This window comes from Mesorhizobium maamorense (assembly GCF_044998965.1).
In the GTDB taxonomy this organism is placed as follows: domain Bacteria; phylum Pseudomonadota; class Alphaproteobacteria; order Rhizobiales; family Rhizobiaceae; genus Mesorhizobium.
Genome location: NZ_CP173356.1, coordinates 4,707,605 through 4,729,334, shown reverse-complemented (window position 1 = coordinate 4,729,334; position 21,730 = coordinate 4,707,605). Strand labels below are relative to the sequence as shown.

The following is a 21,730-nucleotide window of genomic DNA, read 5'->3' as shown; positions in this document are numbered from 1 at the left end:
CGCGATGCCGAAAGCGCGACCCCGGAGAAGACGATGAGCGATATCCGTTTCCACAAAAACGATCTGCCCGACCTGTCCCGCTACAATGTCGGGGCGGTTGCCATCGATACGGAAACGCTGGGACTGAACCCGCATCGCGACCGGTTGTGCGTGGTGCAGATTTCACCCGGCGACGGCAGCGCCGACGTCATCCAGGTCGCGCCGGGCCAAAAGGAAGCGCCGAACCTCGTCAAGCTCTTGGGAAACCACAGCGTGACCAAGCTGTTCCACTATGGGCGCTTCGACCTTGCCGTGCTCTACCATGCGTTCGGTGTGATGCCCGAGCCGGTATTCTGCACCAAGATCGCCTCGCGGCTGACCCGCACCTACACCGACCGGCATGGTCTCAAAGACATCTGCTTCGAGCTTCTGGGCGTCGGCCTGTCCAAGGCGCAGCAATCGTCGGACTGGGCGGCCGAAACGCTGTCGCCCGAACAACTCGAATACGCCGCATCCGACGTGCTCTATCTGCACCGGCTGCGCGACGTGCTGGCGGCGCGGCTGGCGCGCGAGGATCGCACGAAAGAGGCCGACGCCTGTTTCCGCTTCCTGCCGACACGCGCCAAGCTTGACCTCATGGGCTGGGACGAAGAGGATATTTTCGCTCATAGCTGACGGCGTCGCGGCGCTGCCGCCGATGTTCCGTCCGGGACCAGATGCTGGCCGCCGTGTTCCGTCGGCCCGAAAAGAGGGATGACATGACGGACAGGAAGCCCATATCGACCGCGCCCACCGACGGTTCCAAGGTCACCGTGACCTGGAAGGACGGCGACGGCGTGCTCAACGAATCCATCGCGCAATACCGGGACGGCGGCTGGTGGGTCTACATCGACAGCGATACGCAGAAGAAGGTCGAGCCGACGAGCTGGCGGCCCGCCGCGAGCGACGACGGCGACCAATGAGCAGGCCGCTGGCGAGGCCGGCCGCTTTCGCATAGCCTGAAGCCGTTGATATCGAGGCCGATTCGGGGCTTTCCGCTCCGCGCTCGCCTCTTGCTCGGAGGGAAATCGCCATGGGCGTCGAAAGCCTGCTCGTCTTCATCATCATCGGTGCCATCGCCGGCTGGCTCGCCGGTCTCATCGTCTCCGGTTTCGGCTTCGGCCTGATCGGCAACATCATCGTCGGCATCATCGGCGCGTTCATCGCGGGCTGGCTGTTCCCGCGGATCGGCTTGTCCATCGGCGGCGGCATCCTCGCCTCGATCATCCACGCCACGATCGGCGCCATCATCCTGCTGATCCTGGTCAGGGTCCTGAAGCGAGCCTGAGGCCGGGCACCGAGGAGCGCGCCATGAAACAGAATACGCTTTATCTCGTCATTGGCGCGCTCGTCGTCGTGGTCATCGCGCTCGGCGTCTACGTCTACCGCGAACAGACCAAGCCGAAAGGCGTGGAGCTCAAGATCGACGACAAGGGCATCTCGATCCAGCAGAACTGAACGGAGCCCGGGCTTGCCGGCTCCGCATTGCTCCCCACGCCTGACTATCGCTGCCTGCCGGATTTAACCCGCCTTTAAACCGCCGCATCTACTCTGCAACCCGAACGCCATAGGCATCGGGATATCAAGCGCAGCGCATGGCGAACCGCAGAGACAGCCGCATCGAACCCAGTTTCGAGGGACCGCCACAAGCGAGATCCCAGACCGGTCTTTCGGTGAGCGAGGAGGATCGCGTCGTGCCCAGCAACCGCAAAGCCTCCGCCAAACGCAAACCGCCGAAGGCAAAATCGTCGCGTGCCAGGCGCGACCGAAGCCGGCGCGGCCTGTTCGGCGTGCTCGGCCGGCTGGTCTACTGGTGCTTCGTGCTGGCCATCTGGGGCGGCATCGCGGTGGCCGGAGTCGTCGTCTACTACGGCGCCAAGATGCCGGCGGCCACGACCTGGTCGATCCCCGATCGCGCGCCCAACATCAAGATCGTCTCCGCCGACGGCCAGCTGCTCGCCAATCGCGGCATGAGCGGCGGCGAGGCGGTCGGCCTGCACGAAATGTCGCCCTACATCCCCGAGGCGGTCATCGCCATCGAGGACCGCCGCTTCTATTCGCATTTCGGCGTCGATCCGATCGGCCTGTCGCGCGCCATGGTCGCCAACCTCGCCGGCGGGCATTTCTCGCAAGGCGGTTCGACGCTGACGCAGCAACTGGCCAAGAACCTGTTCCTGACGCCGGACCGTACGCTGGAGCGCAAGGTGCAGGAGGTGCTGCTGGCGCTGTGGCTGGAGCACAAGCACACCAAGGACCAGATCCTCGAAATGTACCTCAACCGGGTCTATTTCGGCTCGGGCGCCTATGGCGTCGAAGCGGCCTCGCGCCGTTATTTCGGCAAGAGCGCGCGCGACGTCACCTTGTCGGAGGCGGCGCTGCTTGCCGGTCTCCTGAAGGCGCCGTCGCGACTGTCGCCGGCGCGCGATCCCAAGGCCGCCGAGGACCGCGCGCAGCTGGTGCTCGCCGCTATGCGCGACGAAGGCAAGATCAGCGCCAAGGAACTGACCACGGCGATGAGCGCGCCGGCGACGCGCGCGCCGTCCTACTGGACAGGCTCGGAAAACTACGTCGCCGACACCATCATGGAAGAGCTGCCCGATCTGATCGGCGACGTGCGCGGCGACATCGTCATCGATTCCACCGTCGACCTGAACCTGCAGAAGCTCGCGGAACAATCGATCCGCCGGCTGATCGACGAAAGCGGCAAGAAGCTCAACGTCACCCAGGGCGCGCTGGTGTCGATCGACGATTCGGGCGCGGTGCGTGCCATGGTCGGCGGCTACGATTATTCGACCAGCCAGTTCGACCGCGCCTCGGAAGCGCGCCGGCAGCCCGGTTCGGCGTTCAAGCCGTTCGTCTACATGGCCGCCCTCGAGGCCGGCCGCACGCCCGACAGCGTGCGCAACGATGCGCCGATCAAGATCGGCAAATGGACACCCGACAATTACGGCGGCAAGTATTTCGGGAAGGTGACGCTGGCAACCGCCTTGGCGAAGTCGCTGAACTCGGTGGCGGCCCAGCTGACCATGGAAGTGGGGCCGGACGCAGTGGTCGAGGCGGCGCATCGCATGGGCATCCAGTCCGATTTGCAGGCCAACACCTCGATCGCGCTCGGCACGTCGGAAGTGACGCCGCTGGAGCTGACCTCGGCCTATGTGCCTTTCGCCAATGGCGGCTACAAGCCGGACATCCATTTCATCCGCCGCGTGACATCAGCCGAGGGCAAGGTGCTGTACGACGCCGGCAGCGGCAGCGCGCCGCGCGTTGTGAAGCCCGAGATCGTCGGCATGATGAACTCGATGATGACCGGGACGGTGGAGATCGGCACGGCCAGGAAGGCGGCCTTCACCTGGCCGTCGGCCGGCAAGACCGGCACCAGCCAGAATTCGCGCGACGCCTGGTTCGTCGGCTACACCGCCAATCTCACCACCGGCGTATGGTTCGGCAATGACGACGGCAGCCCGATGAAGAAGGTCACCGGCGGCGCGCTGCCGGCGCAGGCCTGGCACGAGTTCATGGTCGCCGCGCATGAGGGCGTGCCCTTGCGGCCGCTGCCTGGTACCTGGAAGTCGACGCCGGCCGATAGGATCGTGCCGGACGAAATCCCGTCGGCCGATGCGACACAGCCGGCTCCGAAGCCGCAAGCGCCTGTCGGCCAGTCGGCGCCCGCTGCCGTCGCGGCGCAGCCAGCGCCGGTTCGCGCGCCCCGCCCGGCCCAGACGGTCGACGCCGACGGTTTCGATATGCCGGGCGACTCCGGAACCACCGCCTCGGTCGGACATCCGGTGCCGCCGGGCAGTGTCGGCGGTCCGCTCAAGAAGCGGCAGACGTCGATCCTCGACATTCTCGGCGGAGGCTAGCGGCAACTCGCCTCTCGCCAGCGCCACACCGTTCGGCTACACCTCCCGACATGGCAGAGATCGACACCAGGAAGACCATTGTGCTGACCGGCGCCAGCCGTGGCATCGGCCATGCCACGGTCAAGCGTTTCTCGCGCGAGGGCTGGCGCGTCATCACCTGCTCGCGCCAGGCGTTTGCCGAGGATTGCCCGTGGCCGGCCGGGCCCGAGGACCACATCAAGGTCGATCTCGCCGACCAGGAGGATGTCGGCATCGCCGTCTCCGAAATCCGCCACCGGCTCGAGGCGCATGGCGGGCAGCTGCACGCGCTGGTCAACAATGCCGGCATTTCGCCAAAGCTCAAGGACGGCAACAGCCGCATGAACTCCATCGACACGCCGATGCATGTCTGGCGCGACGTGTTCCAGGTCAATTTCTTCGCGCCGATCATGCTGGCGCGCGGGCTGTTCAAGGAACTGGCATCGGCGAAAGGGTCGATCGTCAACGTCACCTCGATCGCCGGCACCCGGGTGCACCCCTTCGCCGGCACCGCCTATGCGACATCGAAGGCGGCGCTCGGCTCGCTGACGCGCGAGATGGCGCATGATTTCGGCCCGCACGGGATCCGCGTCAACGCCATTGCGCCGGGCGAAATCGACACCGCGATCCTGTCGCCGGGCACGGACAAGATCGTCGAGACCATTCCGCTCAGGCGGCTGGGCACCACGGCCGAGGTCGCCGACATCATCTTCTTCCTGTGCTCCGGGCAGGCGTCTTATGTGACCGGCTCGGAAATCCACATCAATGGCGGCCAGCACGTGTGATGGGGCAGGTCTCAGCCTAGGGATCGTTCATCCGGTCATGGTGAGAACGGCCTTGCCGCTGAAGCTGCGCTGTCGCAGAGCGTCCAGGGCTTGGGCGATGTCGGTCCATGGCATGGTCAGGGCGACGCGGGTTTCCAGCCGGCCGGCCGCAACGAGAGCGAGCAGCGAGGCGATGTCCGAGCCAATGCCCGCGCCAGACGTGTAGTAGGCGAAAGTCTGAAGCCTCGCCCCCTCGTGACCCGGAACGAACTGGCGGAACCCAATTGGCGTGAGTTCGCCACTGCTCGAGCCGAACATGACGATCGTCCCGCCAGGAGCGACGCGTTCGATCGCGTGGGCGAGGCTTTGGCCGCCGACCGACTCGGTGATCAGCGAGAACGCCCCCTCAGCCAGTTCGATCGACTCGACGACTTGCCCGGCACCCAGGCGGCGGAGATCCTCGCCATGCCGGGAGGCCGCGACCGCGGTCACGCTCGCGCCCTGTTCGCGCGCGATCTGGATCTGGAAACGGCCGACCGCACCGCTTGCGCCGGTGATCAGGACCCGTTGGCCGGCAAGGTCGCCGCCATGGCGCAAAGTCCTGAGCGCGGTGGTGCCCGCGACCGGAAGCGTAGCCGCGGAAACGAAGCTGACGTCATCCGGCAGGACGGCGAGGCGGTCGGTCGAAACCGCGACGCGTTCGGCCCAGCCGGCTTGGTCCACCAGAGCCGCGACCCGGGAGCCCACGGCTGGCCCGGAGCCGTCGGCCGCTCGCCGTTCGACGATCCCGACGATGTCCTGGCCGGGTATCCAGCCGTCCGGGCGTATGGTGAGCAGGCGCAATTCGCCGCGATTCAACGAGGTTGCATGGACCGAGACAAGCGCCTCGTTTGCGAGAGGCCGAGGGTCCTCAACCTCGGCAAGCGTCAGTCCGGTGGGGCTGTCGGAAGACATGACTAGGGCGCGCATGGGACGTACCTTCCTGCTGGTTTGTGGACGCAAAGCGCGGTGGCATCCTGATCAACCGGGTGCATAGGCAAGCTGGAACCTATCGACTTCCCAACTTGAGGAATTTAGCTATCCTGGCGTTTAATCGCTAAAAGCCGTCAATCATGAGACAACCTCTTCGCTACCCGTGGCTCGATTTCAATGTGGATGACGTCCTCGCACCGGCAATCGCCGTGCGCGTCGACGTTACCGAAACCAGGGCCGAAGTCCCCTCCCATCGGCATCGCAAAGGCCAACTCGTCTTCGCGCTAAGCGGTGGCGTTACATGCCGCGTCCCGAGCGGCCTGTGGATGGTGCCGCCGCATTGCGGGGTGTGGATTCCCGGCGACATGGAGCACAGCAATATCGCGACCGCCAACGCCCGGATCTTCTTCGTCTACATCGAGCCGGGAGCCGCCGAATTGCCGGACCGGTGCTGCACCCTTTCGGTCTCGCCGCTGCTGCGCGAACTGATCATCGAACTGTCCGATGGCGTGGGGGATGATGAGGCGAGGGATGCGCTTTTGATCATGACGCTGCTTGCCGAGCTGCCGCGCATGCCTGTCCAGCGGCTGCATCTGCCGATCTCATCCGAGCCGCGATTGAGGCGGATCGCCGAAGCGTTGGCGCAGGATCCCGCCGACCGCAGCACATTGTCGCAATGGGCCAGCCGGGTTGCGCTCAGCGAGAGCAGTCTCGCCCGTCTCGTCGTGAAGGAGACTGGCCTAAACTTCGGACGCTGGCGCCAGCAGTTGCATCTGATCGTCGCAATTCGAGAACTGGCCTCCGGTGCGAGCGTGCAGCAGGTCTCCGGCGATCTCGGCTATGATTCCGTCACCGCCTTCGCTTGGCAAGCCGCCGGCAAAATACCTCGGCAGCGTCGCGCAAAATGGCGGCTCTGCCTTCGTGGCGTGATCAACCTGGCTCCAGGCGGAGCACCTCGAGCATACATTGTTGGACCAGGCGACGCCTTGTAGATTCGAACGACACCTTGGAGATTGGAAACATGGCGCTCAAGCGAATGGACAACGTAGGAATCGTCGTCGAAGACCTCGGAGACGCGGTTGATTTCTTTCGCGAACTCGGCCTCGAGCTCGAAGGACGGGCCACGATCGAAGGAGAATGGGCCGGACGTGTCACCGGACTGGGCGATCAGCATGTCGAGATTGCCATGATGCGCACACCGGACGGCCATAGCCGGCTCGAGCTCTCCCGGTTCCTCAGGCCGCCTGTCGTCGCAGATCACCGGAACGCCCCGGTCAACGCCCTAGGGTACCTGCGCGTCATGTTCACCGTGGATGACATCGACGAGACGCTTGAAAGGCTCCGCACGCGCGGCGCGCAGCTCGTAGGCGAAGTAGTCCAGTATAAAGACGTGTATCGGCTCTGCTACATCCGTGGGCCTGAGGGATTGCTCATCGGACTCGCCCAAGAACTCGGTTGAGCGCGATACGAAGACAAATGGCAGGAGTGACCGATGTCAGCCGGCGCGTCCAAGGCCGCCCCACCTGTTCGAGGTCCAGCCCTCCACGGTAGGCCGCGTTCTCGCTAAGCACGGACTAGTTCCGCGTAGGCGGACGGTTCAGCCGCCCGCGGCTTGTGACCAAGCACCTCTTCCACGATGCCGCGCGCGATCTCGCGTTCGCCCATGATCACCGTATCGGCGCCGAGCCCCTTGAGATGCTCGACCTCGGCATCGGAATGGGCGCGGGCGACGACATTGATGGCGGGATTGGCGGCGCGCGCACGCAGCACGATCTGACCGGCCTCGAAGGCATTGGGGATGGCCAGGATCAGCCGTTTTGCGCCTTCGGGATTGGCGGCTGCAAACACTTCGGCATTGGCGGCGTTGCCGGCCACGGTCTCGATGCCCTCGGCCCTGAGCTTCACCAGTGTCTTGTCGGCATCCTCGACCACCAGGAAGGGCAGCGCGGCTTCCTTCAACGCAGCGCCGACGAGACTGCCGACACGGCCGTAACCGATCAGGATCGCGTGGCCGCTGAGGGCTGTTCTTGGCGGCGGCCCATCTTCCTGCTTCGCCGCCGAGGCGACGGAAGCCACCTGGCCGGGCTCCGTCGCCGGGCCGACCGGTTTGGGCTCCACAGGCGGCGCCGTCCTGGCGGCGCGGGCCTCGAGCCATGGCTTCATCCAGTCGATGACCAGGAACATCACCGGGTTGAGCACGATCGACAGGATGGCGCCCGCCAGGATGAGATCGCGCCCTTGTTCGGGCAGCAGTTTCAGCCCGACGCCGAGTTCGGCCAGGATGAAGGAGAACTCGCCGATCTGGGCAAGGCTCGCCGAAATCATCAGCGCCGTCGCCAGGGGATAACCGAAGGCGACGACGATGAGGAAGGCCGCCAGCGACTTGCCGACGACGATGATGGCGAGCGTTGCCAGAATCGGCAAGCCGTTGCTGAACAGGCTGAACGGGTCGAACAGCATACCGACCGAGACGAAGAACAGCACCGAGAAGGCATCGCGCAACGGCAGCGATTCCTCCGCGGCGCGGTGGCTGAGTTCGGACTCGCTCATGATCATGCCGGCGAAGAAAGCGCCCAGTGCCAGCGAGACGCCGAACAGCTTGGCCGCGCCGAAGGCGACGCCAAGCGCTATCGCCAGCACCGAAAGCCGAAACAGCTCGCGCGAGCCGGTATGGGCGACATAGTGCAGGATCCAGGGAATGACGCGGCGGCCTACCACCAGCATGACGATGACGAAAGCGGCGACCTTGGCCAGCGTGATGCCGACGACACCCCAGATGCCGTAGCTCGCGGGCAGCGACAGCAGGCCGCTCGCATGGGCATCCGCCTGCTCCTGGCCGCCAAGCACGCCGGCAAGCGCTGGCAAAAGCACCAGGGCCAGCACCATGGCCAGGTCCTCGACGATCAGCCAGCCGACGGCAATGCGGCCGCGCTCGGTCTCGATCAGGCGGCGCTCCTGCAGGGCGCGCAGCAGCACCACGGTCGAGGCCACCGACAGCGCCAGGCCGAAGACCAGTCCTGCTCCCGCCGACCAGCCGAGCATCCAGGAAAGCCCCGCGCCGAGTGCCGTGGCAAAGCCGATCTGGACGATGGCGCCGGGCACGGCGATGGCGCGGACCGACAGGAGATCCTTCAGCGAAAAATGCAGGCCGACGCCGAACATCAACAGGATGACGCCGATTTCGGCGAGCTCATTGGCAAGGCCGGCGTCAGCGACGAAACCGGGCGTGTTCGGCCCAACCAGCACGCCGGCCACGAGATAGCCGACCAGCGGCGGAATGCGGAAGCGGTTGGCGAGAGCGCCGAAGACGAAAGCGAGCCCCAGACCGGCTACGATGGTGGCGATAAGGGGAGTGTCATGCGGCATTGTCTATGGAGCGCCTTTCAAGCCAGCGATGCAGGATATGCGCCGCCCGAAGCCGCCGCCTGTTTGCAATATGGTGGATTGGGTGTCGGCCACGCAACCCCGCAAAACCGGGAATTGCCGGTGAAGCGACAAATACCTCGCCGGTGGGCAAGCAAGCCGGAATTCGAGGTCAGCCGAAATCATGCGCCGCAACGGCGGCGCTCGATCGCCAACGATCAAGCTGCCCGCAACAGGGCCTCGATCTCGAATACCGCGTGGTTGGTCAGCGTCTTGGGAATTTCCGCGCTGACCTTGTCGCTGACTTCCTTGTGCAGGATCTTGCGCATCGCGCCGAGCACGAGCGGCGGCGCGATGAGGATGATTTCGTCAAAAGAGCCTCGATGAGCCAGCTTGTAGAGCCGTTCGGCGAGTTCGTCGGCAAAGCGCTCCTTGCCGATCCGATGCCAATCCGTCTCCTCGACCGCGCTGCGGTGAACCGAGGGACCGTCATTGTAGCGACCGGGACTGTCGCTGCCTTGCTCGCGCGTTGGCGGGTTGTCCTGCCTCACTTCCTGCACCACTTCGAGGTTCGGAAATTTGGTGTCACCTGCATTTCTGAGGAAGAGCGCTTTTTCTCCGTCGGCCACCATGATCCAGATGCCGTGCTTCAACTTGATCGCGCTCATGACGCCGGGCTCCTTCCTTCGCTGCCGCCACGCTTGGCTTCACGCCGCGGCCAGGTATGATTTTGAATTGCGCATGCGGAAGGAACGCGCCTCGATCCGGTAATGTTCCAGCCAAAAAGCCAGGTCATACGGGCGCTCCGTCGAGGTGGAGGCGCGCGCACGACCGCCAGGCAGCTTTAATCTACTAAATTAGTAGAATTTAGAAAAAACGGTTTTGTCATAAAGCGCGTTCGGCCCAAAAAAGAGGAGAAATCAAGGCCCGCGACAGCGGCTTGATGCCGGTCTCCGCAACAAGGTGGAATATTTTTCTCTTGGCTGCGGCCCTTTAGAAAAAGCGATTGCATCCCGGAAGGTGATGCGCGAGTGGGTTTCTTCAGCTTTTTCGCGCCCACGCGTAGAAGTGAAGACCAGATCAGGATTCCGTTCGTATCCATGCCGCAGCCCGCCCCCAAGCTCAATGCCTTCCCCGTCTTCGTACGGGTCGAGGACGAAGCCGTAACGATCGTCGGCGGCGGCGACGAAGCGTTGGCCAAGGCACGATTGCTTGGGCAGTCCAGCGCTACGCTGCGCATCGTCGCGGAGAGCGCCTCACCGGACATGCTCGGCTTCATCGCGCAGAGCGGCGCCACCCACATCGCGGCCTATGAGGCGAGCCGGCTGGAGGGCTCGGTGATGGTGTTCGCTGCCAGCGGCGATGAGGCGCTCGACCGGCGCGTTGTCCAGGATGCGCGCCGGCTCGGCATCCCCGTCAATGCGGTGGACCGGCCGGAGCTTTGCGATTTTTTCACCCCGGCGCTGGTCAATCGCGCACCGGTCGCGATCGCCATCGGCACGGAAGGCGCTGGGCCGGTGCTGGCGCAGATGCTGCGTGCCCGCATCGACCGCATGCTGTCGCCTTCGTTGGGCAGGCTGGCGGCTCTCGCCGCGTCGTTCCGGGCCGCCGCTGAAAGCCTGCCCAGGGGCAATTCGCGCCGCCGGTTCTGGAGCGAGTTCTTCGGCGGTGCGCCGGCGCGCGCCGTCGAAGCTGGCAAGCTTTCGCAGGCGCATGACGCAGCCGCCGATCTTCTGCGTTCGGCTGCATCCGCTTCAGGCCATATCGCCCTGGTTGGCGCGGGCCCCGGTGCCGAGGACCTTTTGACGCTGCGTGCGCATCGCCTGCTGATGGAGGCCGATGTCATCGTCCACGACGCGCTGGTGCCGGAGGCTGTCGTCGCCATGGGCCGACGCGACGCCGAGCGGCTGGCGGTCGGCAAACGCAAGGGCTGTCACACCAAGAGCCAGGCCGAGATCAATGCGCTGCTGGTCGAGCTTGGCCGCGAAGGCAAGCGTGTGGTGCGGCTGAAGTCGGGCGATCCCCTGGTGTTCGGCCGGGCCGGCGAGGAGATGGCGGCGCTGCGTGATGCGGGCGTGGCCTATGAGGTGGTTCCGGGCGTCACCGCTGCTTTCGCCGCCGCCGCCGATTTCGAATTGCCGCTGACGCTGCGCGGGGTTTCCTCCTCGATGGTGTTCACCACCGGTCATGATCTCAAGGGCAATTCGCTGCCCGACTGGGCCAAGCTTGCCATTTCGGGTGCTACCGTTGCTGTCTATATGGGCCGCTCGGTGGCCGCGGAGGTTGCCGGCCGGCTGATCGAGGCCGGGCTTTCGCCCGATACGGCGGTAGCCGTGGTCGAGAATGCCAGCCTCGGCAATCGCCGCCGTTTCCACGGCACGCTTGCCGACCTGCCGTCGTTGGAAGCGCGCGCCGATCTCTCAGGTCCGGTCATGACCATCATCGGCGATGCGGTCGCCGGCGCCAATTTCGAACGGTCCGAACCGCTCGCGGCACACAGGCATGAAGGTGCGCCCATAGCTGCCACCGAGGGAGTTCAGCAATGAAGATACTGACCGCCAACCGGCTCGCCGACGGCATCGCCGTCTGGTACGCAGACGGCGGCTGGGCCGAGAGGGCGGACCATGCCGACCTCGCCCATGACAAGGCGGCCGAGGATCGCATGGAAGCGATCGGTGCCAAGGCCCACGCCGACAACGAAGTCCTCGACGTCAACCTCATCGATGCCGAAATCGTGAACGGCGTTGTCGAGCCGGTGCGGTTGCGCGAGAAGATCCGCGCCGCGGGCCCGACCATTCGCAACGATCTTGGCAAGCAGGCCTCCCGGGCGGCGTAAGCCCAGACCAGAAGTGAACACGGGCGGACGCGCCCTGAAAGACGAAGCATGTACCGCTACGATGAGTTCGATCACGATTTTGTCCAGGCCCGCGTCGCCGAGTTCAGCGACCAGGTCCAGCGCCGGCTCGCCGGCGAGATCACCGAGGACCAGTTCCGGCCGCTCAGGCTGATGAACGGCGTCTACCTGCAATTGCACGCCTATATGCTGCGCATCGCGGTGCCCTATGGCACGCTGAACAGCAAGCAGTTGCGCATGCTCGGCCACATCGCGCGCAAATACGACAAGGGCTACGGCCATTTCACCACGCGCCAGAACATCCAGTTCCACTGGCCGGCGCTGTCCGACATTCCTGCGATCCTGGCCGATCTGGCGAGTGTCGAGATGCACGCCATCCAGACCAGCGGCAATTGTATCCGCAACGTCACCGCGGACCATTTCGCGGGTGCGGCGGCCGACGAGGTCGCCGATCCGCGTCCCTATGCGGAAATCCTGCGCCAGTGGTCATCTGTTCATCCGGAGTTTTCCTACCTGCCGCGCAAGTTCAAGATCGCGGTAACCGGCGCGGAGCGCGACCGCGCCGCCATCCAGACCCACGACATCGGCCTGCACCTGAAGAAGAACGCGGCCGGCGAGCTCGGCTTCGCCGTCTATGTCGGCGGCGGCCAGGGGCGCACGCCGATGATCGCCAGGAAGATCCGCGATTTCCTGCCGGAAGCCGACCTTTTGTCCTACTGCACGGCGATCCTGCGCGTTTACAACCTGCATGGCCGCCGCGACAATAAGTTCAAGGCGCGCATCAAAATCCTGGTCCACGAGACCGGCGTCGAGGAGATCACGCGCCAGGTCGAGGCGGAATGGCAGCAATTGAAGGACGCCGAGTTGAAGCTGCCGGAAGCAGACATCCGCGCCATCGACGCCTATTTCGCGCCACCAGCGCTGACCGCGCGGCCGGACGGCGACGAGGCTGTAAAGCTGGCACGCCTCGATTCCAAGGGCTTCTCGGATTGGCTCGACCAGAACGTGGTGACGCATCGCCACCCCGACTATGCGGCGGTGACCATCTCGCTGAAGGGTATCGGCGAAGTGCCGGGCGATGCGACCGACAGCCAGATGGAAGCGATTGCCGATATGGCCGAGAAGTATGGATACGACGAGTTGCGCGTCAGCCACGAGCAGAACCTGATCCTGCCGCATGTGGCGCGCGCCGACCTGAAGGCGGTCTATGACGCGCTGGTCGATATCGGCCTGGCGACCGCCAATTCGAACCTGATATCGGACATCATCTCGTGCCCGGGCCTCGACTATTGCGCGCTGGCCACAGCGCGTTCGATCCCGATCGCGCAGGAGATCTCGCGTCGCTTCGCCTCGCTGGAGCGGCAGCGCGAGATCGGCGAGTTGAAGCTGAAGATCTCCGGCTGCATCAATGCCTGCGGCCATCACCATGTCGGACATATCGGCATTCTCGGAGTCGAAAAGAAAGGCACCGAGCTGTACCAGGTGACGCTTGGCGGTTCGGCCGACGAGAACACTTCGGTGGGCGAGATCATCGGCCGCGGCTTCTCGTCGGAAGAGATCACCGACGCCATCGAGCAGATCGTCGAGACCTATCTCGGCCTTCGGCTCAACTCACAAGAGAAATTCATCGACGCCTACCGCCGTGTCGGTCCAGCGCCGTTCAAGGAGGCGCTCTATGCTGGCGAAGCCAAGGCCGCTTGACCCTATCGTCGACGCCGATGACGGCATCGCCGCCAAAGCGGCGGGGTTTGACGCGCTTTACGGCCACCTGAATCCGCTCGACATCATCGAACGCGCGGCAGGCGACCTGTTTCACGACGAGATTGCCGCGGTGTCTTCCTTCGGTGCCGATTCGGCCGTGCTACTGCACATGATTTCCGAAGTCGATCGCTCGCTGCCGGTCATCTTTCTCGATACCGGCAAGCATTTCGAGGAGACGCTCGGCTATCGCGACGCCCTGGTCGCCGATTTCGGGTTGACCAACATCCAGGTGATCAAGCCCGACGAGGCAGCACTCGAGCGGATCGATCCGACCGGCAATCTGCACCAGACTAATACCGACGCCTGCTGCGATGTGCGCAAGGTCGAGCCGCTGGCTCGGGGCGTAGCGCCTTTCCGCGCCTGGTTCACCGGCCGCAAACGCTTCCAGGCCTCGACGCGCGCAGCACTTCCGGTGTTCGAGGCGGTCGGCCCACGTATCCGCATCAATCCGCTGGCGCACTGGACGACGTCGGACCAGGCGGACTACATGCGCGCGCATGCACTGCGGGAAAATCCGCTGGTCGCCTATGGCTATCTGTCGATCGGCTGCTTCCCGTGCACCCAGCCGGTGCAGCCGGGCGAGGACGCGCGCAGCGGCCGCTGGGCCGGCCATGCCAAGACCGAGTGCGGCATTCACCTGTCGGGACTGGAGAAGTCGCTGACCGACGCATCGCTATAGGGTATGCTGATATTCAGGTGAGGCCGGCCTGCAAACGGCGGCTTCGGGGGCTCACGTACTACAAGTACGCTCCGCTCCGGCTCTCGGAAGCTATCGTTTCGACTAGGGCCTGCTTGAATCTCAACACACACCTTGAGCTCTTTGAATTTTAGGAAATTTCGATGACTGAACCGACGATACCGGAGACCCGCCTCTGGACCCCGATGGGTTTTCGCGAGGATGAGTGGGCTCATGCCGAAGGCGCGGAAGCACTGTCTGGCAATGGCCGCTTCATCCTGCCGCTGCAGGCGTTTCTCGATCTCGATCCGGAGGTGCGCCGGTCGGCCAAGGAAAGGATCGGTGTCGTGCTGCAACCCGGCGATCAGCTCGAAAGGATTGCTGGCCTGCTCGACCAACTGTCGCTGGTGGCGCTGGCTTTTCCGTCGTTCAGCGATGGCCGCTCCTTCTCAAAGGGCGAATTGCTGCGCAGCCGACATCATTTCGAAGGTGCCGTGCGCGCCACCGGCCAGGTGCTGGTCGACCAACTGCCGCATATGCTGCGGCTCGGTTTCGATGAATTCGAAATCTCCAATCCCGTGCTCTTGAAGCGGCTGGACGAAGGCCGCACCGGCGGATTGGGACTCTACTACCAGCCTGCCGCCGTGCCGAAGCCCAAGGGACCAAAATACTCCTGGCGTCGGCTGCGTGCCGGCTGACGTCACGACACTTCCAGCGACAGGTTTGCGGCCGCCTGTCCTCTCCCGTCGCGACGACAGGAGGTGCCCGCCGGCGGATCGGGGACAGCAGAGCCAGGCAGAAGATGGCTACGCCGCCATCCGTGCCTGGCGAAACGACACCAGCTTGCCGCTGTTTTCATCCCACAGCGCCAGCTTGACGCAGCGCAGGCTCTCAAGAAGGGTGATGCGGCCTATGCCGCGCAGTTCCGGATAATCGCGCAGCACTTCCTGCAGGCGGTAGCCTGGCACCTTCGCGGAGAGGTGATGGACATGATGGACACCGATGTTGCCGGTGAACCAGTTCAGCACCGGCGGTAGGTCATAATAGGAGGATCCGTGCAAGGCGGCACGCTGGAACTCCCACTCATCGTCCTTCGCCCATTCGGTCTCCTCGAACTGGTGCTGGACATAGAACAGCCAGATGCCGGCCGATCCGGCAAGGATGACGATCGGCAGGTGGACGACCAGAAAAGCGCCAATACCGACGAACCATATCAGGATCGACGCTGCCAGCACGATGGCGAGGTTGGTGGCCATCGAGGATACCCAGGGCTTCAGGCCACCGCGCATCATCCCGACCGGCAGCCTTTGCTCGAAGATGAAGAGCCATATCGGTCCCAGTCCGAACATGACCAGGGGATGGCGATAGAGACGATAGGCGAGGCGACCTCTCCAGGACATCCGCCGGTACTCCGCGACCGTCAACGTCTTGATATCGCCAACGCCGCGCTCGTCGAGATTACCCGCGCTGGCATGATGGGTGGCATGAGCACTCCGCCAGCAATCATAAGGCGTCAGCGTAAGCACGCCCAGGACGCGGCCTATCCAGTCATCGGCGGTGCGGTTGGCGAAGAAAGATCCGTGCCCGCAATCGTGCTGGATCATGAAAATCCGCACCAGGAAGCCCGCCGCCGGCAAGATCAGCACCAGCCCCCACCAATGGCCATAGGCAAAGGCGATCGAGGACAGCGCCCAGAGTGCTGCGAAAGGGATCAGGGTGATCGCCAGTTCGACGGCGCTGCGCCGCCTGTCCGGCTTCTTGTAGCGCGCCAGGATCTTCAACCAGGCGCGCTTACTATTGGCGGCAGTCTCAGGGGAAATCATCTTCATCATGAAGCATAGGCGGAGGGGCCCGGCTCCCGCAAGGCTAATCACGAGAAATTACCGCGCGTAATTGTCGCGATGGGGCGCGGGATCCTCGATCCAGGCCGCGACTTCAGGTTCTGTTCTAACCCTTGCAACTCTGCCAACCCGGATCGCATCCGGTCACATGCATCAATGGCGCACGCCGCCAGCCATGCTGTTTTCCAGGCCGTCGAGACGTTCGAGCTGGTCCCGGAAGCGGTCGGGAATGTCTTTCTCGGCGCGAAAGGCCGGCAGCGCATGCAGAAAGCGTCTCACCGCCGCCGTGCCTAGCTGGCGCCGGATTTCGGCGGCGATCCGATCTTTCTTTTCGCCCTTGTCGCGGGGTGTCATTTCAAAAATCCTGTGTCGGTTCGAAAATCCTCCAGCCAGCAAATGGTTCCCCGATCGCGCCGCCGGGGCAAGCAAAGGTGGAAGCTATGGTAAAGTTTGAATTAAAATCGAAGCATCGCACTGACCGCCATTCGGTTTGAACGGCTGGGCCTGTGCCTTCGCTTACCCCTTGATTTTTGCCCACCAAACCTCGATATCGGGCTCAAAATCCACACTATTCGAGATGATGGGAAACGGCATGAGCGACCAGGCAAAAGACGAACGCGCGCCCGACGAAATTGAGGCGACCGAAGCCAATGCCGAGCGCACGGAAGGTGGCGTCGATGGCGATTATGAAGCGGTTGTGCGGCTCCTGAAGGAGAATGAAGAGCTGAAGGACAGGGCGCTTCGCGTTGCGGCCGAGATGGAGAACCTGCGTCGCCGCACCGCGCGCGACGTGCATGACGCGCGTACCTATGCGGTCGCGAACTTCGCCCGCGACATGCTGTCGGTTTCGGACAATCTGCGCCGCGCGCTGGACGCGATTCCCGCCGAGGCCAAGGCGTCCGGCGATGCGGGTTTCAAGGCGCTGATCGACGGCGTCGATCTCACCGAGCGTGCCATGCTGTCCGCACTGGAGCGGCACGGCGTCAAGAAGCTCGCGCCGGAAGGCGAGAAGTTCGATCCCAATTTCCACCAGGCCATGTTCGAAGTGCCCAATCCCGATGTGCCGGCCAACACGGTGGTGCAGGTCGTGCAGCCGGGCTATTCGATCGGGGAGCGGGTGCTGCGCCCGGCCATGGTCGGCGTTGCCAAGGGCGGCCCGAAAATCGCCGCCGGCGAAGCGCCGGTCGAGCCGGGGCCCGTCAACGAGCAGGCGGAGAAGGATGCGTAGTTAGGGGAATAGGGAATAGGGAATAGGGAATAAGGCACTAAGGCACTAAGGCACTAAGGCACTAAGGCACTAAGGCACTAAGGCACTAAGGCACTAAGGGGCGTATCAAGAGTACGGCTTCGTGCTAAACATACTCCCCTACTCCCCTGCTGCCTTACTCCCTGGTCCCGCCCTTGAACCCCATCGCGCTTCTCGACTATGCCGGCGTTGCGGTCTTCGCGGCGACAGGTGCGCTTGCCGCGTCGCGCAAGCAGCTCGACGTTATCGGCTTCCTTTTCCTGGCGTGCGTCACCGGCATCGGCGGCGGCACTCTTCGCGACGTCATCCTTAACCTGCCGGTTTTCTGGATCGCCAATTCCAGCTATGTGCTGATCTGCGCGGCGGTTGCGGTGCTGGTGTTTTTCAGCGCACACCGTGTCGAATCCCGCTGGAAGTGGCTGCTCTGGCTCGATGCCGTCGGGCTGGCCGCTTTTTCGGTGATGGGTGCGGCCAAAGGGTTGGCCATCACCGGTTCGGCGGTCGTTTCCGTGATCACCGGCGTGCTGACCGCCACATTCGGCGGCATCCTGCGCGACGTGCTGGCAGGGGAGCCTTCGGTGCTGCTGAGGCCGGAAATCTATGTCACGGCCGCCCTGGTTGGCGCGTCGATCTTCACATTGGGCGATGTCGCCGGACTGCCGCAGATCGTGTCAGGCTTGGCCGGTTTCGCCGCGGCATTCGCCGTGCGCGGCGGCGCGCTCAAATTCGGCTGGTCGTTTGCGTCCTACAAGAGCCGGCCCGGCAGGCGGCCGGAGGATATTTCGTGAGAGAAGGGATTAGGGATTAGTGAGTAGTGAGTAGTGAGTAGTGATTAGTGATTAGGGTTAATCAGTAGGTGTAAATTATGATGTCTTCACTACTGACTACTGACTACTGACTACTGCTCACGCAGCAAAACGCTGCGCTTCCCCGCCGTAATAGTTGACGTAGCGGGCGCCGATCTCCTTGACCGGCATCACCACGAACACATCGACCGTCGAGAATTCACGATCGATGACGCAGCCGTCGCCGATGCGGGCGCCGACCCTGAGATAGCCCTTGACCAAGGGCGGCATCGCAGCGATCGCTGCCTTGGCATTGACCGCCTCGATCGGCATCAGGTCCATGGAACAATAGCGCCCGGCGACGGCGCGCACGTCCCAGGCCGAATTCGTGCGGCAGTGATGCGCCAGATAGGTGAGCGCCTCGGCATGGGCCGCCGGCACCGTGCCCTGGAAAGACGCACAGCCGGTCATCACGCCAATGCCGTAGTGGTTGATGTAGGCCCAGATGCCTTGCCACAACGCCTCGATGGTGCGCTTCGAACGGTATTCCGGCAGGACGCAGGAGCGGCCGAGCTCGAGAAAGCGCTGGCCGGGGTGACGGGCGATGAGCTTGGTCAGCTCGAACTCGCCTTCGGAATAGAAGCCGCCGGCGGCCGCAGCGATTTCTTGCCGCAGCAGCCGGTAGGTCCCGACGATGCGGCGATGTTCGGGGCCGGAAAGCGAGGTATCGAAGACGAGCAGGTGATCGCAGTGCGGATCGAAGCGGTCCGCATCACGGCGGTCCTGCACCTGAAACAGGTTCTTCCTGGCGCCAAGCTCGTCGTAGAATACCCGGTAGCGCACTTCCTGCGCGGCCGCGATCTCGGCCTCGTTGCGGGCCAGCCGCACTTCGAGGTTGCCGATACGGCCGAGCGCTGCGCCCTTTGTGACGGAATCGACATTGCGCCCGGCAAGCAAGGCGCCGCCGGCGTTCGGCCGAGTGTCACATTCCGGCATAACTGTATGCACGAGTGATTCTCCTTCGAGCCATCCCTCTTGGCACGGGGATACGGTGTAGGTGCAACAGGATTGTGACAGTACCGTGATACGGCGTCGCGGGCAATACTTCGTCGGCTGGCGAATACGGTCAACCGGCTACGTTATGCAAAAGCAAGGTGGCGCCGCTCGGCAGGAGATTGATGAAAAAAAGTCTCAGGCGGCGACCTGCCCCTCGATGGCGTCGACCAGTGCATCGGGGTCGAGCGGCTTGGTGACAAAGCCGCTGGCGCCGTGGGCGAGCACCGCATGGCGGGTCTTTTCCTGGCTGTCGGCCGACAGCACCATGATGGGCACTGGCGGCACGGCGGTCTCCTCCTCATGACGGCGGATGGCGGCGATGGCGTCCATCCCATCCATCACCGGCATGTGCAGGTCCATCAGCACCACGTCGAAGCGGTGTTTGTGTCCGGCACCGGTAACGGCCTCGACCGCCGCCTTGCCGTTGCCGACAACCTTGACGCGATGACCGGCCTTCAGCAGCGTGGCGCGAGCGAGCATGGCGTTGATGTCATTGTCCTCGGCGATCAGCACCGACAGGCCACGCTGGCGATCACTGGCGGCGCGAAGCGCCGGCGGGTGGGGCTTTTCCGGCCGTGTCGGGGCAAGCGCCGGCGCATGGCTGCTCAGAAGCACACGCAAAAGTGTTCCGCCTCGCACCGGTCTGGCGAGGAAGGTCGCGTAGCCGCTGGCGCGGAACTCGCCGAGCATGCCGCGATCGGTCGGGGCGATCAGCGTGATGGCTTCGCAATCGGAAAAACCGCTTTGGCGCAGCCGCTTGAGCAGTCTTCCGTCGCCCTCTTCCATGGCCGCGTCTACGAGCAGCACGTCGCAATCGCCGGAGAACGATGCCGCCTGCGCCACGGTGGTGGCGATATCGACCGCGCCGCCATTGGCGCGGATGCTGCGGGCGATGGCGTCGGCCTCGACGATATTTCTCGACAGGATTACCGCGTGCCTGCCCTGAAGCGCGTCCATGCGGCCCGGTGGTGGCTCGCTCGCGGAGATGGCCGGGATATCGAAGACGAATTCCGAACCCTGACCCAGCCGGCTGGAGACGGAAATCGTGCCGCCCATGGCGGTCACCAGGCGCTTGGAGATGGCAAGACCGAGACCGGCTCCGCCATGCGCGCGCGTCGAGGTACCGTCGGCCTGCTCGAACTCCTCGAAAATGCGCTCCATGTCGTCTTCATGCAGGCCTGGCCCGGTATCCGCGATGGTGAAGCATATGCGGTCGGTGGTTTCAGTGCGGGCGCGCGCTATACTCACCAGCACCCCGCCGCTGTCGGTGAACTTGATGGCGTTGCCGATCAGGTTGAGCAGCACCTGCCTGACCCGGCCCGGATCTGCGGTGATCAATTGCGGCACGTCGGGCTCGACATGGCAGCCGAGGCCGATATCCTTGGAGAAGGCGCGCGCGGCGAGGAGCTCGACAACGTTGTCGGCGATCTCGCGCACCGACATTGGCTGCGGTTCGGGATCGAAGCGTCCCGCCTCGATCTTGGAATAGTCGAGCAGGTCCTCGATGAGGGCCAGCAGGGCGCTGGCCGAGGTCGAAATGGCGCCGACATAGGTCTGCTGCTCCGGCGACAGGCTGGTATCGGCCAACAGCCTGGCCATGCCCATGATGCCGTTCATCGGCGTGCGGATTTCATGGCTGACGGTGGCGAGGAAGCGCGATTTGGCCTGGCTTGCGTATTCGGCCCGCTCGCGCGCGGTGATCAGCGAGGATTCGGCACGCTTGCGGGCGGTGATGTCGCGGGCGATGGCGCGATGCGAGACAGAACCGCTGTCCTTGTCGCGCACCGACAGTTCGATCCACGAGAACCAGCGCGAACCGCCGGGGGTGCGGATGGCGACGTCGGTGGAACTCAGGCATTCATGGTCGGAAAAGGCGGCGTCGGGAACGATACCGACTTCGATGCCAAGTTCCGCCAGGGTCTTGCCGGCGAGGTCGCGCTGGTCGACCTCGACGAGATCGGCGAACACCTTGTTGGCATAGACGATATAGCCGTCGCAGTCGCGGTGGATGACGAGATCGCCAAGCGCGTCGATCAGACCGCGAAAGCGCTCTTCGCTCTCCTGCATCTCCCACATGCGATCGGCCAGCGTCTCGATCTCGGCACGGCTGCGAGCCGTGGTTTCATCAAGCAGCGCGGCGGTGCGGTATTCGTTCCTTCTGGCGCGCAGGTGCAGGCCGAAGCCGGCAAGGCCGGTCGCCAGCAAAGCGAGGCTGATGAAGATCGGCGCGCCGGTCAGGTGCGTCAGCCCCGCCAGCATGATGATGGCGACGAAGGTCAGCAGCGGCAAGCCTTCGCGGCCGGCCAATCGCGGCTCATTCCTGGCCTGTTGCGGCTCAGGCGCCAGCGGCGGTGCGGCGACGAACCGCCGCGCCGACGCCGGCGGAGGTACCGCATCGACGTCTTCGCCAGTCTCCACTTCCTGGATGCCGGATTCCGCGACCATGCGAAAACCCTACCGGACAGAAATTATGGAAGCCTGCGGGGGATCGTTCGAATTTTAGCGGATAGGTTGTT

The 21,730-nt window shown here is 64.2% G+C and carries 21 protein-coding genes and 1 pseudogene; 15 read left to right on the top strand and 7 right to left on the bottom strand.

What is annotated here, in order from left to right; genetic code table 11:
• Positions 1-33: 33 nt before the first annotated feature.
• From ACIU1A_RS23630 to ACIU1A_RS23605, 6 genes are all read left to right on the top strand, one after another.
• Positions 34-654 (top strand): ribonuclease D, encoded by a 621-nt coding sequence (locus tag ACIU1A_RS23630; protein WP_404925413.1) that lies wholly within the window; start codon positions 34-36, stop codon positions 652-654.
• Positions 655-737: 83 nt separating this feature from the next.
• Complete coding sequence (locus ACIU1A_RS23625; RefSeq protein ID WP_140522542.1) at positions 738-941, top strand: hypothetical protein; 204 nt, start codon at positions 738-740, stop codon at positions 939-941.
• Positions 942-1,051: 110 nt separating this feature from the next.
• Positions 1,052-1,306, top strand: coding sequence for a GlsB/YeaQ/YmgE family stress response membrane protein (locus ACIU1A_RS23620; RefSeq protein WP_140500262.1), 255 nt, complete (start codon positions 1,052-1,054; stop codon positions 1,304-1,306).
• Between the two features lie 23 nt (positions 1,307-1,329).
• Complete coding sequence (locus ACIU1A_RS23615) at positions 1,330-1,476, top strand: hypothetical protein (RefSeq protein ID WP_140500260.1); 147 nt, start codon at positions 1,330-1,332, stop codon at positions 1,474-1,476.
• A 137-nt stretch (positions 1,477-1,613) separates the two neighbouring features.
• Complete coding sequence (locus ACIU1A_RS23610) at positions 1,614-3,878, top strand: transglycosylase domain-containing protein (RefSeq protein WP_404925412.1); 2,265 nt, start codon at positions 1,614-1,616, stop codon at positions 3,876-3,878.
• Between the two features lie 50 nt (positions 3,879-3,928).
• Positions 3,929-4,681 (top strand): SDR family NAD(P)-dependent oxidoreductase, encoded by a 753-nt coding sequence (locus tag ACIU1A_RS23605; protein WP_140500256.1) that lies wholly within the window; start codon positions 3,929-3,931, stop codon positions 4,679-4,681.
• 27 nt (positions 4,682-4,708) lie between these two features.
• Here ACIU1A_RS23605 and ACIU1A_RS23600 read toward each other — a convergent pair whose 3' ends face one another.
• Positions 4,709-5,629: a zinc-binding dehydrogenase gene (locus tag ACIU1A_RS23600; protein WP_404925411.1), complete on the bottom strand. Its 921-nt coding sequence runs from the start codon at positions 5,627-5,629 to the stop codon at positions 4,709-4,711.
• Positions 5,630-5,772: 143 nt separating this feature from the next.
• On the opposite strand from ACIU1A_RS23600, the pseudogene ACIU1A_RS23595 reads away from it, so the two are divergent.
• Both ACIU1A_RS23595 and ACIU1A_RS23590 read left to right on the top strand, forming a co-directional pair.
• Positions 5,773-6,562 (top strand): annotated as a pseudogene (locus ACIU1A_RS23595) (AraC family transcriptional regulator).
• 91 nt (positions 6,563-6,653) lie between these two features.
• On the top strand, positions 6,654-7,091 hold the full coding sequence (locus ACIU1A_RS23590) for a VOC family protein (protein WP_404925410.1): 438 nt from the start codon (positions 6,654-6,656) through the stop codon (positions 7,089-7,091).
• A 104-nt stretch (positions 7,092-7,195) separates the two neighbouring features.
• Here the strand turns inward: ACIU1A_RS23590 and ACIU1A_RS23585 are convergent, their stop codons facing one another.
• Positions 7,196-8,998, bottom strand: a complete 1,803-nt coding sequence (locus tag ACIU1A_RS23585; protein ID WP_404925409.1) for a cation:proton antiporter — start codon at positions 8,996-8,998, stop codon at positions 7,196-7,198.
• 215 nt (positions 8,999-9,213) lie between these two features.
• Entirely contained in the window at positions 9,214-9,663 is a 450-nt protein-coding gene (locus ACIU1A_RS23580) for a host attachment protein (RefSeq protein WP_140500246.1), read from the bottom strand.
• Positions 9,664-10,095: 432 nt separating this feature from the next.
• On the opposite strand from ACIU1A_RS23580, the gene cysG reads away from it, so the two are divergent.
• From cysG to ACIU1A_RS23555, 5 genes are all read left to right on the top strand, one after another.
• Positions 10,096-11,541 carry a siroheme synthase CysG gene (cysG, locus tag ACIU1A_RS23575; protein ID WP_140513764.1) on the top strand — a complete coding sequence of 482 codons (1,446 nt, stop codon included), beginning with the start codon at positions 10,096-10,098 and terminating at the stop codon, positions 11,539-11,541.
• Positions 11,538-11,831 (top strand): DUF2849 domain-containing protein, encoded by a 294-nt coding sequence (locus tag ACIU1A_RS23570; RefSeq protein WP_404925408.1) that lies wholly within the window; start codon positions 11,538-11,540, stop codon positions 11,829-11,831. The genes cysG and ACIU1A_RS23570 overlap by 4 nt, the downstream gene beginning before the upstream one ends.
• Before the next feature lie 48 nt (positions 11,832-11,879).
• On the top strand, positions 11,880-13,550 hold the full coding sequence (locus ACIU1A_RS23565; protein ID WP_404925407.1) for a nitrite/sulfite reductase: 1,671 nt from the start codon (positions 11,880-11,882) through the stop codon (positions 13,548-13,550).
• Positions 13,525-14,289, top strand: coding sequence for a phosphoadenylyl-sulfate reductase (locus ACIU1A_RS23560; protein WP_140500238.1), 765 nt, complete (start codon positions 13,525-13,527; stop codon positions 14,287-14,289). The genes ACIU1A_RS23565 and ACIU1A_RS23560 overlap by 26 nt, the downstream gene beginning before the upstream one ends.
• A 161-nt stretch (positions 14,290-14,450) precedes the next feature.
• Positions 14,451-14,984 carry a DUF934 domain-containing protein gene (locus tag ACIU1A_RS23555; protein WP_404925406.1) on the top strand — a complete coding sequence of 178 codons (534 nt, stop codon included), beginning with the start codon at positions 14,451-14,453 and terminating at the stop codon, positions 14,982-14,984.
• A gap of 108 nt (positions 14,985-15,092) precedes the next feature.
• On the opposite strand, the gene ACIU1A_RS23550 is transcribed toward ACIU1A_RS23555, so the two are convergent.
• Entirely contained in the window at positions 15,093-16,115 is a 1,023-nt protein-coding gene (locus ACIU1A_RS23550; RefSeq protein WP_404928004.1) for a fatty acid desaturase, read from the bottom strand.
• Positions 16,116-16,280: 165 nt separating this feature from the next.
• The gene (locus ACIU1A_RS23545) at positions 16,281-16,481 is read right to left on the bottom strand and encodes a hypothetical protein (protein ID WP_404925405.1); all 201 of its coding nucleotides are present in this window, start codon (positions 16,479-16,481) and stop codon (positions 16,281-16,283) included.
• Positions 16,482-16,719: 238 nt separating this feature from the next.
• On the opposite strand from ACIU1A_RS23545, the gene grpE reads away from it, so the two are divergent.
• Complete coding sequence (gene grpE / locus ACIU1A_RS23540; protein WP_140500232.1) at positions 16,720-17,355, top strand: nucleotide exchange factor GrpE; 636 nt, start codon at positions 16,720-16,722, stop codon at positions 17,353-17,355.
• Between the two features lie 173 nt (positions 17,356-17,528).
• On the top strand, positions 17,529-18,161 hold the full coding sequence (locus tag ACIU1A_RS23535; RefSeq protein ID WP_404925404.1) for a trimeric intracellular cation channel family protein: 633 nt from the start codon (positions 17,529-17,531) through the stop codon (positions 18,159-18,161).
• Positions 18,162-18,278: 117 nt separating this feature from the next.
• On the opposite strand, the gene ACIU1A_RS23530 is transcribed toward ACIU1A_RS23535, so the two are convergent.
• Positions 18,279-19,166 carry a GNAT family N-acetyltransferase gene (locus ACIU1A_RS23530; protein WP_140500229.1) on the bottom strand — a complete coding sequence of 296 codons (888 nt, stop codon included), beginning with the start codon at positions 19,164-19,166 and terminating at the stop codon, positions 18,279-18,281.
• Between the two features lie 183 nt (positions 19,167-19,349).
• Positions 19,350-21,659 carry a response regulator gene (locus ACIU1A_RS23525; protein ID WP_404925403.1) on the bottom strand — a complete coding sequence of 770 codons (2,310 nt, stop codon included), beginning with the start codon at positions 21,657-21,659 and terminating at the stop codon, positions 19,350-19,352.
• Between the last annotated feature and the right edge of the window lie 71 nt (positions 21,660-21,730).